Origin of the sequence: Bradyrhizobium sp. Y36 (assembly GCF_002531575.1) — a bacterium.
Classification (GTDB): domain Bacteria; phylum Pseudomonadota; class Alphaproteobacteria; order Rhizobiales; family Xanthobacteraceae; genus Bradyrhizobium.
Genome location: NZ_NWTI01000019.1, coordinates 167,155 through 182,009 on the forward strand (window position 1 = coordinate 167,155; position 14,855 = coordinate 182,009).

At 64.0% G+C, this 14,855-nt stretch carries 17 protein-coding genes; 7 read left to right on the forward strand and 10 right to left on the reverse strand.

Annotated features, from left to right (window positions below; genetic code table 11):
- Positions 1-3: 3 nt before the first annotated feature.
- A complete protein-coding gene (locus CO669_RS35450; RefSeq protein ID WP_143278743.1) occupies positions 4-438 on the forward strand; it encodes a hypothetical protein in 435 nt (144 codons plus the stop codon).
- A 158-nt stretch (positions 439-596) separates the two neighbouring features.
- Here CO669_RS35450 and CO669_RS27110 read toward each other — a convergent pair whose 3' ends face one another.
- The 7 genes from CO669_RS27110 to CO669_RS36170 form a co-directional block, all read right to left on the reverse strand.
- Positions 597-2,000: a coiled-coil domain-containing protein gene (locus CO669_RS27110; RefSeq protein WP_198964285.1), complete on the reverse strand. Its 1,404-nt coding sequence runs from the start codon at positions 1,998-2,000 to the stop codon at positions 597-599.
- Positions 2,001-2,580: 580 nt separating this feature from the next.
- Entirely contained in the window at positions 2,581-3,366 is a 786-nt protein-coding gene (locus tag CO669_RS27115; RefSeq protein ID WP_198964286.1) for a fumarylacetoacetate hydrolase family protein, read from the reverse strand.
- Positions 3,366-4,385, reverse strand: a complete 1,020-nt coding sequence (locus CO669_RS27120) for a 2-dehydropantoate 2-reductase (protein ID WP_097663004.1) — start codon at positions 4,383-4,385, stop codon at positions 3,366-3,368. The genes CO669_RS27115 and CO669_RS27120 overlap by 1 nt, the downstream gene beginning before the upstream one ends.
- Positions 4,386-4,492: 107 nt before the next feature.
- On the reverse strand, positions 4,493-4,921 hold the full coding sequence (locus CO669_RS27125; protein WP_097663005.1) for a CBS domain-containing protein: 429 nt from the start codon (positions 4,919-4,921) through the stop codon (positions 4,493-4,495).
- 177 nt (positions 4,922-5,098) lie between these two features.
- Entirely contained in the window at positions 5,099-6,421 is a 1,323-nt protein-coding gene (gene oxlT, locus CO669_RS27130; RefSeq protein ID WP_097663006.1) for an oxalate/formate MFS antiporter, read from the reverse strand.
- A 259-nt stretch (positions 6,422-6,680) separates the two neighbouring features.
- Positions 6,681-7,970 carry an oxalate/formate MFS antiporter gene (gene oxlT / locus CO669_RS27135; RefSeq protein ID WP_097663007.1) on the reverse strand — a complete coding sequence of 430 codons (1,290 nt, stop codon included), beginning with the start codon at positions 7,968-7,970 and terminating at the stop codon, positions 6,681-6,683.
- Positions 7,971-8,216: 246 nt separating this feature from the next.
- Entirely contained in the window at positions 8,217-8,354 is a 138-nt protein-coding gene (locus tag CO669_RS36170; RefSeq protein ID WP_174718928.1) for a hypothetical protein, read from the reverse strand.
- 305 nt (positions 8,355-8,659) lie between these two features.
- Here CO669_RS36170 and CO669_RS27140 point away from each other — a divergent pair, with 305 nt between their 5' ends.
- Positions 8,660-9,991: an Hsp70 family protein gene (locus tag CO669_RS27140; RefSeq protein ID WP_097663008.1), complete on the forward strand. Its 1,332-nt coding sequence runs from the start codon at positions 8,660-8,662 to the stop codon at positions 9,989-9,991.
- Between the two features lie 216 nt (positions 9,992-10,207).
- Here CO669_RS27140 and CO669_RS27150 read toward each other — a convergent pair whose 3' ends face one another.
- Together CO669_RS27150 and CO669_RS27155 are read right to left on the reverse strand one after the other, a co-directional pair.
- Positions 10,208-10,651, reverse strand: a complete 444-nt coding sequence (locus tag CO669_RS27150; RefSeq protein WP_097663009.1) for an SRPBCC family protein — start codon at positions 10,649-10,651, stop codon at positions 10,208-10,210.
- 132 nt (positions 10,652-10,783) lie between these two features.
- Positions 10,784-11,473, reverse strand: a complete 690-nt coding sequence (locus CO669_RS27155) for a hypothetical protein (protein ID WP_097663010.1) — start codon at positions 11,471-11,473, stop codon at positions 10,784-10,786.
- A 115-nt stretch (positions 11,474-11,588) separates the two neighbouring features.
- Between CO669_RS27155 and CO669_RS27160 the strand changes: the two genes are divergently transcribed.
- The 4 genes from CO669_RS27160 (at position 11,589) to CO669_RS27175 (ending at position 13,787) form a co-directional block, all read left to right on the forward strand.
- Complete coding sequence (locus tag CO669_RS27160; protein ID WP_097663011.1) at positions 11,589-12,563, forward strand: alpha/beta hydrolase family protein; 975 nt, start codon at positions 11,589-11,591, stop codon at positions 12,561-12,563.
- 381 nt (positions 12,564-12,944) lie between these two features.
- On the forward strand, positions 12,945-13,154 hold the full coding sequence (locus CO669_RS27165; protein WP_097663012.1) for a cold-shock protein: 210 nt from the start codon (positions 12,945-12,947) through the stop codon (positions 13,152-13,154).
- Between the two features lie 112 nt (positions 13,155-13,266).
- Entirely contained in the window at positions 13,267-13,509 is a 243-nt protein-coding gene (locus tag CO669_RS27170; protein ID WP_097663013.1) for a transcriptional regulator, read from the forward strand.
- Between the two features lie 53 nt (positions 13,510-13,562).
- Positions 13,563-13,787, forward strand: coding sequence for a hypothetical protein (locus tag CO669_RS27175; protein WP_097663014.1), 225 nt, complete (start codon positions 13,563-13,565; stop codon positions 13,785-13,787).
- 91 nt (positions 13,788-13,878) lie between these two features.
- Here CO669_RS27175 and CO669_RS27180 read toward each other — a convergent pair whose 3' ends face one another.
- Positions 13,879-14,076, reverse strand: coding sequence for a hypothetical protein (locus tag CO669_RS27180; protein WP_097663028.1), 198 nt, complete (start codon positions 14,074-14,076; stop codon positions 13,879-13,881).
- A gap of 381 nt (positions 14,077-14,457) precedes the next feature.
- Here CO669_RS27180 and CO669_RS27185 point away from each other — a divergent pair, with 381 nt between their 5' ends.
- Entirely contained in the window at positions 14,458-14,790 is a 333-nt protein-coding gene (locus tag CO669_RS27185) for a hypothetical protein (RefSeq protein ID WP_143278745.1), read from the forward strand.
- Positions 14,791-14,855: the final 65 nt, after the last annotated feature.

The following is a 14,855-nucleotide window of genomic DNA, read 5'->3' on the forward strand; positions in this document are numbered from 1 at the left end:
GGGGTGGAAGCGCTTGGCGTGGTGGTTGGCGGCGTCGTCGAATTGGTGGTCTTCTTTGCAACCTTGCCGGTCTTTTTCTTCTTGGATGCGCCGGTCTTGCCCTTCTTCGCCTTGGCCGTCTTCTTACCTGCCTTGGATTTCTTGGCCTTGGATTTCTTGGCCTTGGATTTCTTGGCTTTGGATTTTTTGGCCTTGGATTTGCTGGCCTTGGATTGGCTCACCTTCGCCTTGGCCGATTTAGATTTGGCCGATCTGGATTTGGCCGATCTGGACTTGGCTTTCTTCGCCTTGGCCTTTTTGGATTTGGCTGCGGCCTTTTTCGTCTTGGCTCTCGTTTTGGCTTTCTTGGACTTTGATGCCGAAGCTTTGGCTTTGGTCTTCTTGGCAGACTTGGTGGCTTTCCGGGCGGCCATGGACGCGTCCTCCGAATATGAATGACGGCCGGCATGGGCGTGTCGGTGCCGGCGATGGAATGATGATCGAGCCGATAGAGCCTAAAATTCAAATATTCGCGCCAAGATTGTATCACGGGCAGAACGATACGAAAATACCTCGTGGCTGCCATTTGCTGCGAAGCACGAAGATGGGGCGGGGCCTCACCCGATCCGGTTCAGGCTATTCCGGATCGTTGCAAAGACACCGCCGATGTCCTTGCGCAGGGCATCGAGCGCGTTGAAATTGTCGAAGCGGGCGAGGCGGTCTTCGACCTCGCGCTTGCTCTGGGTGAGCGCATCGACGCGCGAGGCGAGCGTGACGTCTCCGTTCGTCTCGATCTCGCCGACGGTTTTGGCGAGGAGATCGCGGGTGGCGCCGACGTCCGCAATCATGGCCTCGATGCCGAACACCGGGGCCTTGAGCGGGACGAGGTCGGCCTGCGATTTCGACAGCTCGGCCTTGAAGGCGTTCAGCGTTGCCAACGTCTCCTGCAAGGCGCCGAGGCGCTGGCGCGACTGCAGGACGAAATCGTTCAGCGCGTTCTGGCGCTCGGTGAGGCTCTTGCCGTCGGCATCGGTTTCGACGTCGGCGAGCGCGCGCTCGAGCTGGTCCCGGCGCTGGCTGAGCTCCTCGAAGTCGAGCCGGATGCCTTTGAGGATGTTGAAGCTGTCGTCGATGCGGGCGAGGCGCTGCTCGATCTCGATCTTGTTCTTCGACAGCGTCTCGACGCGGGCGAGAAGCGGCGTCTCGCCGCCGGTCTCGAGCTCGTCGATGGTCTTGGCCAGGTGGTCATGATCGAGGCTGAGCTCGCCGATCAGGGCGTTGATGCCGGCGTCGGAGGCGCGCAGCGGCGCCAGCTCGGCGTGGGATTTCGCCAGATCCGCCTTGTACTGGTTGAGCGCGGCAAATGTGTCCTGGACCGCGTTCACCCGCCCCAGCAGCGCCGCCACGTCGCGCGCGATGTCTCTCTGCCGGTCAGCGAGGTTGTTCTTGCGATCGTCGGTCTCGAGATCGTGCAGGGAGCGTTCGAGCTGGTTCTGGCGGTCACGGATCTCGGTGAAGACGGGCTCGACCGCACGGCGCTGATCGGCGACCTTGCCGACCATCTCGCGCAGGTGCTGCTGGCGGCGGCGGATCTCGGCAAGCTGGTCGTGCATGTCGGTGGATTCGTTGCGGCCCTGCTGAAGCAGCGCGCGCTGCTCGGTCTCGCCGAGCTTGTCGTGGAGGGCGGAGACCGCCTCCCGTGGATCGCTCTCGATCAGATGCTGGACGGTGGCGTCGAGATGGTTCTGCAGGGCGTGAGCGACGACGACGTCCTCGCGGGTCTTCCTGAGGCGATCACGCAGCGTCTTCAGGCTGCGATCCTGGCGCGATAGCTGCCAGGCCGAGGCGCCGATCAGGGCCAGCGCCAGGGCGGGGATCAGACCGGTCGCGATGCGCTGCGGCGCCGGCAGGGCCGCGAACCAGGCGGGCAGGTGACTGATGTCGTGTCCGAACGCCTGCTGGGCGAACACCGCGATGACGGCGAACAGGCCGACCCAGGCAACCAGGAAAAACAGCCACATCGTGAATTCCTCACGCCGGCACACATTTTGGCCATGATTGCCAAGAGCTGAACCGAGCGCAAGGGGCGGGGAGGGTTATGGGGGATTTCGGGCCACGCGATCCACGGTTGACTGCGTTGGCCGATGGGAGGAGCGGCGGCGAATGCCGGGTTATCCCGGACAGATCTTCCCACACACGTGTCATGCCCCGCCATCACGGATCGGGCAGCGTTCGCAGCCAGCATGAGCGTCTGCGGGACCACGCGACGAGTTGCCCCCGAATGTCGCTGCGCTCGTCGGCCTACGGTGTCGTGCGCGTATTACTTCCCGAGGAGGCTCGAGCGCATCTTGTCGGCGCACCAGACCGCGAAGATCGCACCGAACGCGAGAGCAAAGTACAGAGCCGTCCATAGAAGTGCATTGGCTGCATTCGTCATGGCGTCCTCCCTGGCGTCAGAAATTGATTGCCGGGAAGGATAAAAGCGGCTCAGCCGGCGCGATTTGCGCCGGATCAATTTTGCTGCGCTGCCGCGAGAATAAGTCGGGACCGTACGAAGACCCGTCCCGGATGTCGCTCCGCTCATCCGGGTTGACGGTTTGGCTACAGCCGAAACTCGTTGGTGAGCTCGCCGATGCCGTCGATGGCCACCGTCACCGTGTTCACCTCCTCCTTCATCACGCCGACGCCGACCGAGGTGCCGACGGCAATGAGGTCGCCGGGGAGCAGGGTCATGTCGTGGGAGATCCTGCTGACCAGCTGCTGCGCGGTGAAGATCATGTCGGAGATCGGATAATTCTGCCGCTCGGCGCCGTTGAGGATGGTGCGAACCACGAGCCTGGCCGGATCAAGGCCGGTCGCGATGACGGGGCCGAACGGGCCGTAATCGTCGATGCCCTTGGCGCGCGCCCATTGCGGGAAAGTGGGGTCGCTGGTCAGGATGTCGTTGGCGGTGATGTCGTTGACGCAGGTGTAGCCGAAGATGAAGCTGTCGGCCTCGCCAGGCGAAACGCGGGCGCAGGTCCTGCCGATGACGATGCCGAGCTCGCCCTCATAGGTGGTCTTGCCGTCGTAATAAGAGGGCCGCCGGATCACGGCACCCGGCGTCGTGATGCTGGTGGTGGCTTTCAGCAGATAGAGCGGCTCCGGCGGCTCGGGCTGGTTGAGCTTGGCCGCGAGCGCGTGGAAATTGTTCCAGAGCGCGACGATCTTGCTGGGCGCGCAGGGCGCGAGCAGCTCGACCTCCGAGGGCGCCAGCATCTTGCTGGTCGCGGCGTTGCGGCCGAACATCTCGCCCTCGTGCACGCAGATGCCCGCCGTCGTCAGCGTGCCGAAGCCGGTCGTGCCGGCGTGGCGGAAGCGCAGCCACTGCTTCGTCTCGCCAGCCATCACGCCACCGCCAATGCGCGCGGATCCGATGGCGTCGAGACGCCGTCATAGAGGCCGGCGATGCGGGCTCGCTGGGTCACCATCGCCAGCACCGAGTCGAGGGCGGGCGTGGCGATGCCGGTGAGGCGGCCCATCTCCTGCACGACCGTGACCAGCGGGTCGATCTCCATCGGGCGGCCGCGTTCGAGGTCCTGTAGCATCGAGGTCTTGTGCGCGCCGACCTTGCGGGCGCCTTCGATGCGGCGCTCGACGTCGACGCGGAATTTGACGCCGAAGGTCTCTGCGATGGCTTGCGTCTCCACCATGATCGCGCGCGACAGCGCGCGGGTGGACGGATCGGTGCAGATCACGTCGAGCGTCGCGTGGGTCAGCGCGCTGATCGGGTTGAAGCAGACATTGCCCCACAGCTTGAGCCAGATCTCGTCGCGGATGCGGTCGAGCACCGGGGCCTTCAGCCCGGCGGCGACGAACAGATCGGCGAGGCGCTGCACGTCGGGCGTGATCTCGCCGGAGGGTTCGCCGAGCGGAAAGTTGTTGCCGTAGACGTGGCGGATCACGCCGGGCGCTTCGATCTCGGTGGCGGGATAGACGATGCAGCCGATGGCGCGCTCGGCCCCGAGCTCGCGCCACTGCCGGCCGCCGGGGTCGATGCTCTCCAGCGTCGAATTCTCGTACTGGCCGCCGTGCTTGTAGAAGTACCAATAGGGGATGCCGTTGACGGCGGTGACGATGCGGGTGTGGGGACCGAGCAGCGGCTGCATCTTCTCGATCACGCCGGTGATCGAATGCGCCTTCAGCGTGATGATGATGTAGTCCTGCACGCCGAGCTCGGCGGGATCGTCGGTGCAGCGCGGGTGCACGGTGTGCTTCTCCTCGCCCGCGAGCAGCGTCAGGCCGCGCTCGCGCATGGCGGCCAGATGCGCGCCGCGTGCGATGAGGCTGACATCGGCGCCTGCGCGCGCGAGCTGAACCCCGAGATAGCCGCCGATCGCGCCGGCGCCGTAGATGCAGATCTTCATGAAGTCCTCGCGGAGGGAGCCGAAGCCGGAATTTGGGACGAAAGATCCGGTCCGGCTCGGAAGGATCCGAGCCGGGGCCGGTAGTCGCAGGGGAAGGGTCGTCTGGTTCAGGCGGCCGCTTGCGGCGTGCCGTTGATCGCCTCGTCCATGGCAGCCGCGATGTCGCGCATGCTGATGACGGAGACGAGGCTGTAATCGTCGATGACAGGCAGATGGCGGATGTGATGCCGGTTCATCAGGTGGCGGACATGCTCGATCGTGTCGCTCGAGGAGCAGGACACCAGCTGCTGCACCGAGACGAGCTGCGAGACCTTGACGTTGACGGCATTCGCGCCGTGCTCGGCGACGGCGCGCACCACGTCGCGCTCGGTGAACATGCCGACCGCGGTGTTACCCTCGGAGCGGACCACGTCCTTGACCACCAGCGCGCTGATGTTGTTGGCGCGCATCAGCTTGGCGGCGATACCCACCGTTTCGTTCATTCGCACCGTGACAACGCGCGGCGTCTTCTTGCGCAGAATGTCTCCGACCAGCATTGCAACCTCCCTGGGTGAACGTTGGGAGAAGTGTGGTATACATAATGCCAATCGTCAAGCGCTGGATTTGGGTGATCCGAAAATTCTTGCGACAGCGATACTGACGTTTGTCGTCGAGACAAAAGGAAAGGGGCGCATCACTGCGCCCCTCTCTCGTCGTGCGAATGCGTTTGGCGGTTAGGCCGTCTCGGTCTTGGCGCCGGCGGTCGCGGCCTCGGCGCTCTCGGCTTCCTTGCCGAGAATGAAGGAGCGGCGCAGCGGCTTGATCACGAACAGCGCCATCAGCGCCGCCGTCGCGTTCAAGGCCACCGCGACCACGAACACGGCCTTCCAGCCATAGGCGGCCGAGATCACGCTGGCGAGCGGGACGAGCAGGGATGCCGTGCCCTTCGCCGTGTAGAGCATGCCGTTGTTGGTGGTTGCGAATTTCGAGCCGAACGTGTCGCCGCAGGTCGCGGGGAACAGCGAGTAGATCTCGCCGAACACGCCGAAGTAAACCGCGGTCGCCAGCACGAAGACGACGGGGATGTGGCCATAGGCCGACAGCGTGAGCAGCATCAGCGCCGCCGTGCCGAAGGCGATGAACATGGTGTTCTCACGGCCGATCGTGTCGGAGACGAAGCCGAAGAACGGGCGGCCAAACCCGTCGAAGATGCGGTCGAGCGAGATCGCGAAGGTAAGTGCCGCCATCTGGAAGCCGGCGAGCGTGACCGGCGTGTTCGCGATCTTGAAGTCGTGCGCGATCGGGGCGATCTGCGCCGCGGTCATCAGGCCGCCCGATGCGACCATGACGAAGACGAGATACATCACCCAGAAAATAGGGGTGCGCAGCACCTGCGGCGGGGTGAAGTCGATCTTGGTCTGCGGCAGATTGAGCTGCTTCTTCTTCGGCGGGATCGAGAGCCGCGGCGGCTGGATGAAGAACGCGAGCACGAAGACGATCACGCCCTGGCCGATGCCGAAGGTGAGAAAGGCGTGCTGATAGCCGCTCGATGCGATCATGGACGCGATCGGCACCACGGTGAGCGCAGCGCCCGCGCCGAAGCCCGCAGCGGTCGCGCCGGCGGCGAGGCCGCGGCGATCGGGAAACCATTTCAGCGCATTGCCGACGCAGGTGCCGTACACTGCACCCGCGCCCATGCCGCCGATGACGGCGGCGGCGTAGAGCAGCGTGAGCGAGTCGGCGTAGGAGTTGAGCACCCAGGACAGCGCGATCATCACGCCGCCGAACATGATGACGATGCGGGGGCCGTATTTGTCGACGAACCACGCCTCGACCGGCACCAGCCAGGTCTCGGTGACGACGAAGATGGTGAAGGCGAGCTGGATCGCGGCACGTCCCCAATGATGGGCCGCATCGATCGGATCGACGAACAGCGTCCAGCCGTATTGCAGATTGGCGATCATCGCCATGCAGACGATGCCCATGACGAGCTGAAGCCAACGGAAACCGGTGCGAAGAGGCGCGGCCGTGACGGCGCCATCCGTGCTGGAAATCATCAAGAACCTCCCAACGCGCCTGATTGATTGCGACCTGGGATTGCAAGATGACCCAGTGTCGCAAATGTTGTGGCTTATCGTCGCAAGCGCTGCGGGCAGCTTGGTATACCATATTCCAGAAAGCAAGCCCTAACTGCGGCGGATTGTCACAAAATCAACGGTTCCAGTTCCGGGAGGAGTGGCGCCTGCGACTTCGCCCAAACGAAAACGCCCGGCCGTGAGGCCGGGCGTCCTTGTCTTGACGTCGCTGTGGCGTTCGTCAGGCGACCGTCGATTTCGCGACCACCACCTTGCGCCAGGGCTTGAGCACCGCGATCGCCAGCAGCGAGGCCAGGATGTTGGCGCCGGCTGCGATGATGAACACGCTGTCCCAGGTGCCCGACGACTGCTGCATGTAGTTGGCGATCGGCACCAGCAGCGCGGCGGTGCCCTTCGCGGTGTAGAGCAGGCCGGCATTGGTGGTCGCGAACTTGGCGCCGAACGTGTCGGTGCAGGTCGAGGGGAATAGCGAGTAGATCTCACCCCAGGCAAAGAACACGAAGCCCGAGAGCAGCACGAACCAGATCGGATCGTGGCCCCAGAGGTAGAGCATCCAGATGCCGAAGCCTTCCATGCCGAAGGCGATGAACATCGTGTTCTCGCGGCCGATCATGTCGGAGATCCAGCCGAAGAACGGACGCGTCAGGCCGTTGAGCACGCGGTCGATGGTGGCCGCGAAGGTCACGGCCGTCATCGTCACCGCCATCAGCGTGACCGGCACGTTGTCGACCTTCCAGTCGGCCGCAATCGGCTTCAGGTTGGCCGTCACCATCAATCCGCCGGCGCCGACGATCACGAACATGAAGTACATCAGCCAGAAGATCGGCTGACGCAGAACTTCGGTCGGCTGATAGTTGCGGCGGGTCTGCAGCAGGTTGGCGTTGGCGACGACGTTCGGCACCTGGCCGGCCTTCGGCGACAGCAGGAAGAAGGCGAGGATGCAGATGATGATGCCCTGGCCAAGGCCGAAATAGAGGAAGGTGGTCTGGAAGCCGGAGTCCTTGATCATGGCCTGGATCGGCGCGACGGTCAGCGCGGAGCCTGCACCGAAGCCTGCGGCCGTGATGCCCGCGGCGAGACCGCGCTTGTCCGGAAACCACTTCAGCGCGTTGCCGACGCAGGTGCCGTAGACGCCGCCGGCGCCGATGCCCGCGACGATCATGCCGAGGTAATAGCCGTTGAGCGTGGTGGCCTGGGCGTTGATCGCCCAACCGGCGGCGCAGAGCACGCCGCCGACCAGCACGACGATTCGCGGACCGTATTTGTCGACGAACCATCCTTCGATCGGAACGAGCCAGGTCTCGAACAGCACGAACAGCGTGAAGGCCCATTGGATCGACGCGCGATCCCAGCCGAATTTCTTCTGGATGTCGGGGACGAAGAACGTCCAGCCGTATTGATAATTGGCGATCATCACCATCGCGCCTACACCGATCGCCAGTTGCGCCCAGCGATACGTGTCGCTAACGCGCGCTGTTGTAGGGGCGGTTGCCTGCACCATGTCCGTCATAAAGCCTCCCGTGGCGCCTCTAATTTTTATGCGAGCGCTGGAGAGGCATTCTTGTATGCATTATGCCAAGCTTCAAGCGCTGGTCCGGCCACCGTGCGCAAATGCCGCAGGCTTGGTCCGGCCGCGGCTGTGACTCAGGGACAGCACAAGTAGAAATGGCCCCGCTGTGCGGGGCCATTCATCAAAAGTCGTATACGGGCTGCTCTGAAACCCGGCCGAGCTGTGGGGCGGCGCGGGAAAGCCGGCTTACAGGCCGAAACGGGGCAGGTCGCCGTTGTGGTTCGAGATCTCGGCGCTCGCCATCAGGAAACGGTCAACCGCAGCCAGAAAGCGGCTGAACAGCGAGGCGGACGGAGCGAAAGCAACGGAAGCGGTCTTGGCCATTGGAAATCCTTTTCTCGAGACGGTCGGTCCTGGTGTCTCGTGTCGAAGGGCAATTTATGTATACCAGATGCCAACGTCTACGCATTTGTTTGCATGGCAGCATAGGATGCGCCGCATTGCAGCATAATGCCGGGTTAATGCGCCCGATCCGGGTGTAGATAAGCCCCGGAAAAAGGGCCCAAGCCGGCCGGAATGGCCCGGTCGGGCGCGGAAAGCCTGAAATGGCGCCGATGGCCGAGGTCTTGGCAGGCCAGATCAAAGCCGCTAGTGGTCTGCCCCCTTCCAATCATCTGTCAGAGTGGTTCATGTCGAGCGCCCCGCCCGCCGTCTCGATCGGCATCGATTTTGGGACCAGCAATACGGTCGTCGCCCTTGCAGCCGACGACCGCCGGGTCGAGGCCATCCGCTTCGACCACGGCGGACAGCGCCACAGCGTCTACGTGTCCGCCCTGTGCTTCTGGGAGGACCGGCCGGGCGCCGGCGCCCAGGCCGAGGGCGGCCCGTGGGCGATCGAGACGTTCCTAGAGGGCCGCCACGTCTACCGCTTCCTGCAGTCGTTCAAGACTTTTGCGGCCAGCAGCAGCTTCCAGACCACCCAGGTGTTCCGGCAGCGCTTCAAGTTCGAGGACATCCTGGCGGCGTTCCTGCGAACCTTGGCCCGCCATGGGGGCGAGAAGTTCGGCTTCGAGACCTCCAACATCACGGTCGGCCGGCCCGTGCGCTTTGCCGGCGGCAATCCCGACGAAGCGCTGGCGATGCAGCGCTACCGCGCCGCGTTCGAGCGCCTGGGGGCCGGCCATGCGCGCTATGTCTACGAGCCCGTCGGCGCGGCGTTCTCCTTTGCCCGGCGGCTGGAGCGCGATGCCACCGTGCTGGTGGCCGATTTCGGCGGCGGCACCAGCGACTTCTCGGTGATGCGCTTTTCGCGCGCAGGCGGTGCCTTGCGCGCCGAGCCGCTCGGACACGCCGGCATCGGCATTGCCGGCGACACGTTCGACTATCGCATCGTCGATCATGTCGTCTCGCCGCGGCTCGGCAAGGGCTCCAGCTTCCGCTCGTTCGACAAGGTGCTGCCGGTGCCGAGCGGCCATTACACCAACCTCGCGCGCTGGCACCAGCTTGCGATGATGAAGAGCAACGGCGATCTGCGCGAGCTCCGCGACCTCGCGAAGACCGCGCTGAAGCCGAAGCTGCTCGAGGATTTCATCACCATCGTCGACCTCGACCTCGGCTTTTCGCTCTATCGCGCGGTGTCTGACGCCAAGGTCGCGCTGTCGCGCCAGGACGAGGTCGACTTCCGCTTCAAGGGCGGCGGCGTCGACATCGGCTCGACCATCACGCGGAAGAGCTTTGATGCCTGGATTGCCGACGACATCGCCCGGCTGGGTGGGACCGTCGACAAGGTGCTGGCCGAGGCCGGCATCACCGCGCGCGAGGTGGAGAAGGTGTTCCTGACCGGCGGCACGTCGTTCGTGCCAGCGGTGAGAAAACTGTTCGCCGACCGGTTCGGCAACGAACGGCTGATGTCGGGCGACCAGTTCGAGTCGATCGCCTATGGGCTTGCGCTGATCGGACACAGTCCGGATCCGGACCGCTGGACCGCAGACGGCGGGCTCGCGCCGAAGGCGGGCGCCTAGCGCCTCTTCCGTTCCGATGGAATCGGACCGGGGCCCTAGACTCTCGTTTTGACGCGCTTCCTTGACGCGAACCGGTACCCACTTCGCTCGAAAACGGCCTAACCATTTTCCTTCGTTGCGAGCGTAGCGAAGCAATCCAGACTGTCTCCGCGGCCGGAGAGATCGTGGGCACGGCGCAAGTGCGCCTTTGCCCACCCAACGACACCAACGGCTTCGCTACTGGTTGATCTCGGGCTCGACGAGCTTCGCCAGATTGCGCAGCGATTCCTGCCAGCCGAGATAGCAGGCTTCGACGGGAATGACGTCGGGAAGGCCTGACTGCGTGATGTCGATCTCGGTGCCGACCGAGACCTTCTTCAGGATCACCGTCACCTGAATCTCGCCGGGCAGATTGGGGTCGTCGAACCTGTCGGTGTAGCGGAGCCGTTCGCCGGGCACGAGCTCGAGAAATTCGCCGCCAAACGAATGGCCATTGCCCGTCGTGAAGTTCCGGAACGACATCTTGAACGTGCCGCCGACCTTGGGCTCGAAATGATGCACGGTGCAGGTGAAGCCGTTCGGCGGCAGCCATTTCGCCATCGCATCGGCCTCGAGGAAGGCGCGATAGACTTTTTGCGGGCTGGTGGCGAGAACGCGGTGCAGGCGGACAGTGCCAGGCATGTTTCTTGATCCTTTTCCGAGTGATGGACCCGACTTCGGCGTCTATGGCCCAACCATGTCACGAGGACGACGGGGACGTCGCCGATCCGACAGGCGTCCTCGATTTTTTTGAGAAGGCGTCCGGCCGGGTCGCTAGACGGTTGCGACATCCTGCGCCGTCATCGTGAAGCCGAGCCGATAGCGGCCCGTCTTGATGTCGTCGCGAGCGCCGGCGGCGTGAAGCGATGACCGGGAGAGCCGGCCGGCAATCACGTCCTCGACCACATCGGCATCGTAACCCGACAGCAGCACGATCCAGTCGGCGGCGCCGTCCTTGCCGCGGATCTGCTGTTCGGTCGTGGGCGCGCTGGTGCGAGGTGTGTCGGTCAGGAGGAGGTGAGCACCTGTCAGTCCCGGCTGCTGCGCCAATGCGCCGAGCGTTTCGGCGAGCCGCGCCTGCAACGCTGCGTCCCGCCCGGCGTCCGGCGACAGCCTGATGGTGGCAAGCGAAGTCGCAACGCCCCCGCCGAAGCTGGCGACGATCCGGCACTGGCTGCGGACCATGCCGAGATGATGCGGCATCATCTTCGTCGACCACGGCGTCGGTGCATTGAGCCGGTCGAGATATCCCTTGGATGTGAGGACCTCATGCTCCGCGAGCTCGTAGAGTACGAAGTAGCCTTCGGCGTCCGTCGTGCTGGTCCAGCGCGATCCGCGCCGGAAGCCGGGAATGCTCATCCGCTCCGGAAAATGCTCATGCGAATGCCAATCGCCGAATTCGGCGCGCTGCTCGGGGCGAACGCTCCACCACATCGCGACGGCTGCCCTGCCCAGCAGTGACATGCTGACCTCCCGAATTGTTGCCGGGCAGATTGCTTCAGGATGCGCGCCCGATCAACCAGCCACAATTCCGCTATCGTTCCCCGATCAGCTCCTGCCGAAATCGGGGGGATTTTCGTTGCGCTGCAGGCTTTGGGCTCTTGCCGTCGTCCTCTGCTGTCTCGGCTCGCCTGTGCAGGCCGCAGGCATTCAGCTGCTCCAGTCCGATCCGGCGCTGTCAGGCGCGATCTGGTATCCGTGCGCGGCGGAGCCCGCGCAGGTGGCGCTGGGAAGTTTATCGGTCGGCGCCGATTTCGACCTGAAGGGCGCGAAGGACTGCCCCGTCACGGGCGCAAAGCTGCCGCTCGTGATCTATTCGCACGGTCGGGGCGGGTTTTTCGGTCAGCAACACGACACTGCGGAAGCTTTGGCCGATGCCGGCTTCGTCGTCGCGGCCATCAATCATCCCGGCGATACGTTCAGCGACTCCTCGCGGCGGGACACTCTCTCGGTCTGGGGATCGCGCCCGGCGGACATCGTGCGCCTGCTGGATTTTCTGCTGAACGGCTGGAAGGACAGGGCGGTGATCGATCCCGCCAGGATCGGCTTCTTCGGCTTCTCGCTCGGAGGAACGACCGGCCTCATGCTGATGGGGAGCAAGCCGGATTTCGCCAGGGTTGCGAGCCTCTGCAAGGAAACGACCGGCGTTTGCGCGCAGCTGCACAACGGCGAGACGCCGCCTGAGCCGGTGCACGATGCGCGCATCCGCGCGGCCGTCATCATCGATCCTGCGCCCACAGTCCTGACGCGCGAGAACCTCGCCGCCGTCAAGGTGCCTTTCCAGTTCTGGCGCTCGCAATTCGGCGGGCCCGGCGTCGGCGACGGCGCGGGCAACGCGCGCGTCGCGGCCGACCTGCCGGGCAAGCCTGACATCCAAATCGTGCCGGCCGGTCACTTTGCCTTTCTCGCGCCGTGCTCGGCCGATCTCGCGGCAGCAGTGCCGCGCATCTGCACCGATGTGCCCGCAGGCTTCGACAGGGCGGCCTTTCACCGCAAGTTCAATGCGACAGTGGTGCAGTTTCTTCGCGAGCAGCTTGGCGGCCGCGGCGGATGAGGGCTGGGCCGAAATCACGCTTGTTCTCCCAGGCATGCGCAGCACCTGCGATGAGGCCGATCCGACGTGATGGTGGGCGCGTTCGTCGAGGTGATACGTGGACCTCCCGACATCTGATCGCGGCTCGCGCAGACGGCTCCGTCCCCATCAGATGCCTTCGCGGCGAGTGCTCAAACCCGCAAAGGTTCCAATGGGACCCCGCGATTTAATCCACCCAAAGCCTTGCTAAGGTCGATGGCGGGGTATACGCTCCCGATTGTTCGTTCAGCCGCTGTGCTTGTTGAATGCGCCTGCGGGCTCCTTTTCCAGAGACATCGACGAATTGAATCGATCTGCGTGAGCGTCACGCGGAATGCGCAACCATGCGCTTTGGAGAAGAGAATGCCGACAGGTACTGTGAAGTGGTTTAACGGCCAGAAGGGCTTTGGATTCATTCAACCCGACGACGGCGGCAATGACGTGTTCGTTCACGTCAGCGCGGTCGAGCGGGCTGGTCTTGCGGGTCTCGCCGAGGGCCAGAAGGTCAACTTCGAGGCCAAGACCGACAAGATGCGGGGCAAGGTCAGCGCTGAGAATCTCTCGCTGGCCTGAGTTCTGTAGTGCCGTTTCACGGATGTACTGAAACGGCCATGCGACCCGCTCGATCGTAAGGATTGAGCGGGTTTTCGACGTTGCCGGGCAGGCGAAGGACGAGCGCCGGAACATGAGCTCCAAGAAGTCGGCCGAACGTTCGCTTGAATCCATCGCGCGGTCCGAGCGCCAACGGGTGGCCGCCGAAGAGGGCGCGCGGGCGATCGCCGACGTCGAAAGGCACGCTGTCGACATTCGCAAGAACATGGCGCGGCTTCGCGAACTGCGTGAGGCCAGGGAAGCGGCCGATGCCAGCCTTCGCGCATCGTCGCCGGCGCCTGTTCCCAAGAAGCGCAAGAGGAAGTCGCCGCGATAGCTGACGCGACAGTGCCGACGACAATCTGAAGAGGGCCGTTCACATGCGAAAGAGTGCGGATCGTGCCTAGGATCAAACCGGATGGCGGCGGCACAATCACCTTCTTTCTCGCGCTCGGCGCGGGCCGACAGCTCTGCCGTCTCGCTACGACCTTTCAGACGCAGAAGCAGGCCTTCAGCTATCTTCAGAAATACCGGACCGAGTTCGAGCGTATTGCGCGGGCGCGGCTGGCTTCCGGGGACCTCGAGGACGGGGTCGTCGTTCTCTCGATGCTCTAGGTCGAGATCAGGCAGGCGTCCGAGATCAGGCGTCGATTTCGGCGGCCTTCACCCGGCCGGAGTGAGATCGTAGCCGGCGACGGGAAGCCTGCTATTCGTGCAGATCTTTTTCGGACACGTCTTTCGACTTTGCCTCACGGGCCAATCGCTCCGCTTTCAGCCGCTCGCGGTTCTCGTTGAGCGAGTGCTGGTCCTTCGCATAGTCGTTCATCGGCTTCTGCGTATTCGCAGGCTTGAACGCCTTGTTCGCTTCACGCTTGGCTCGATTGGGGGATTGATCTCTCAACATTTCGACCTCGATTTGATCAACGAGCGTGGTCCCGACGAGTGCCGGACGCGATGCCTCCCGCTCGCCAACTGACATGTATCGACTTGTCCCCCTCCGGACGAGAGGGCGAACAATTCTTCAGCGTGGGGCAGGTCTCTGCGAAGTCTTCAGTCACTCGCTGTGGCGACGGAGCGCCCGTAGGTCTGAGAGCACGCCGGTCGAGAGAATAACAGCGGGCCACCGGATCGGTTCCTCGGGGGCAATCTCAATTCAACGTTGGCCGGACCAGCGCGGGATGCCGCTTGCGGGACGCAGTCGCTGCGTCGTCAGCGGCTCGTTGCCTCCGGGGCGCCCGCGCAATTGCAGGTCTTGCCGCCCTTCGGTGTCGACGGACATGCCATTGTGCCGATGGGTCCTGCGGAGGTCTGGTGGCCCGCCGTCGAGAGTTTTTTGAAGCGGTTGCGATTGCCGACGTCGGTGGCCGTCGAATTGTCTCCGCCCGCGGCCATTCCGGCGCCGACGCCGCTCAACGCGGCGTGCACCGGCTATTTCGACGCCTATGTGAAAGCGTGGACCGACGTGAAAGCCTATGCCTGGAATCGCGAAGGTCATTGTTCATCGGTGACCACCGAGCGGACGATCGAGGAGGCGAAGAGCGAGGCGCTGCGCCAGTGCGTGGCTGCCTGGAAGGAATGCTCGCTCTACGCGGTGGGGCAGGCGCTGGCGCCCGGCTAGGTTCTGTACTCAAACCCCCTTGTCGCCGCTGAGCCGGAGTGATTCAAGGCTTCCAAATGGAGGCT

What these genes read in the sequence shown, in the direction of transcription:
- CO669_RS27110 (WP_198964285.1), bottom strand. Translation starts at nt 2,000, where the DNA reads ATGTGGCTGTTTTTCCTGGTTGCCTGGGTCGGCCTGTTCGCCGTCATC.
- CO669_RS27115 (WP_198964286.1), bottom strand. Translation starts at nt 3,366, where the DNA reads ATGGCTGGCGAGACGAAGCAGTGGCTGCGCTTCCGCCACGCCGGCACG.
- CO669_RS27120 (WP_097663004.1), bottom strand. Translation starts at nt 4,385, where the DNA reads ATGAAGATCTGCATCTACGGCGCCGGCGCGATCGGCGGCTATCTCGGG.
- CO669_RS27125 (WP_097663005.1), bottom strand. Translation starts at nt 4,921, where the DNA reads ATGCTGGTCGGAGACATTCTGCGCAAGAAGACGCCGCGCGTTGTCACG.
- oxlT (WP_097663006.1), bottom strand. Translation starts at nt 6,421, where the DNA reads ATGATTTCCAGCACGGATGGCGCCGTCACGGCCGCGCCTCTTCGCACC.
- oxlT (WP_097663007.1), bottom strand. Translation starts at nt 7,970, where the DNA reads ATGACGGACATGGTGCAGGCAACCGCCCCTACAACAGCGCGCGTTAGC.
- CO669_RS36170 (WP_174718928.1), bottom strand. Translation starts at nt 8,354, where the DNA reads ATGGCCAAGACCGCTTCCGTTGCTTTCGCTCCGTCCGCCTCGCTGTTC.
- CO669_RS27140 (WP_097663008.1), top strand. Translation starts at nt 8,660, where the DNA reads ATGTCGAGCGCCCCGCCCGCCGTCTCGATCGGCATCGATTTTGGGACC.
- CO669_RS27150 (WP_097663009.1), bottom strand. Translation starts at nt 10,651, where the DNA reads ATGCCTGGCACTGTCCGCCTGCACCGCGTTCTCGCCACCAGCCCGCAA.
- CO669_RS27155 (WP_097663010.1), bottom strand. Translation starts at nt 11,473, where the DNA reads ATGTCACTGCTGGGCAGGGCAGCCGTCGCGATGTGGTGGAGCGTTCGC.
- CO669_RS27165 (WP_097663012.1), top strand. Translation starts at nt 12,945, where the DNA reads ATGCCGACAGGTACTGTGAAGTGGTTTAACGGCCAGAAGGGCTTTGGA.
- CO669_RS27170 (WP_097663013.1), top strand. Translation starts at nt 13,267, where the DNA reads ATGAGCTCCAAGAAGTCGGCCGAACGTTCGCTTGAATCCATCGCGCGG.
- CO669_RS27180 (WP_097663028.1), bottom strand. Translation starts at nt 14,076, where the DNA reads ATGTTGAGAGATCAATCCCCCAATCGAGCCAAGCGTGAAGCGAACAAG.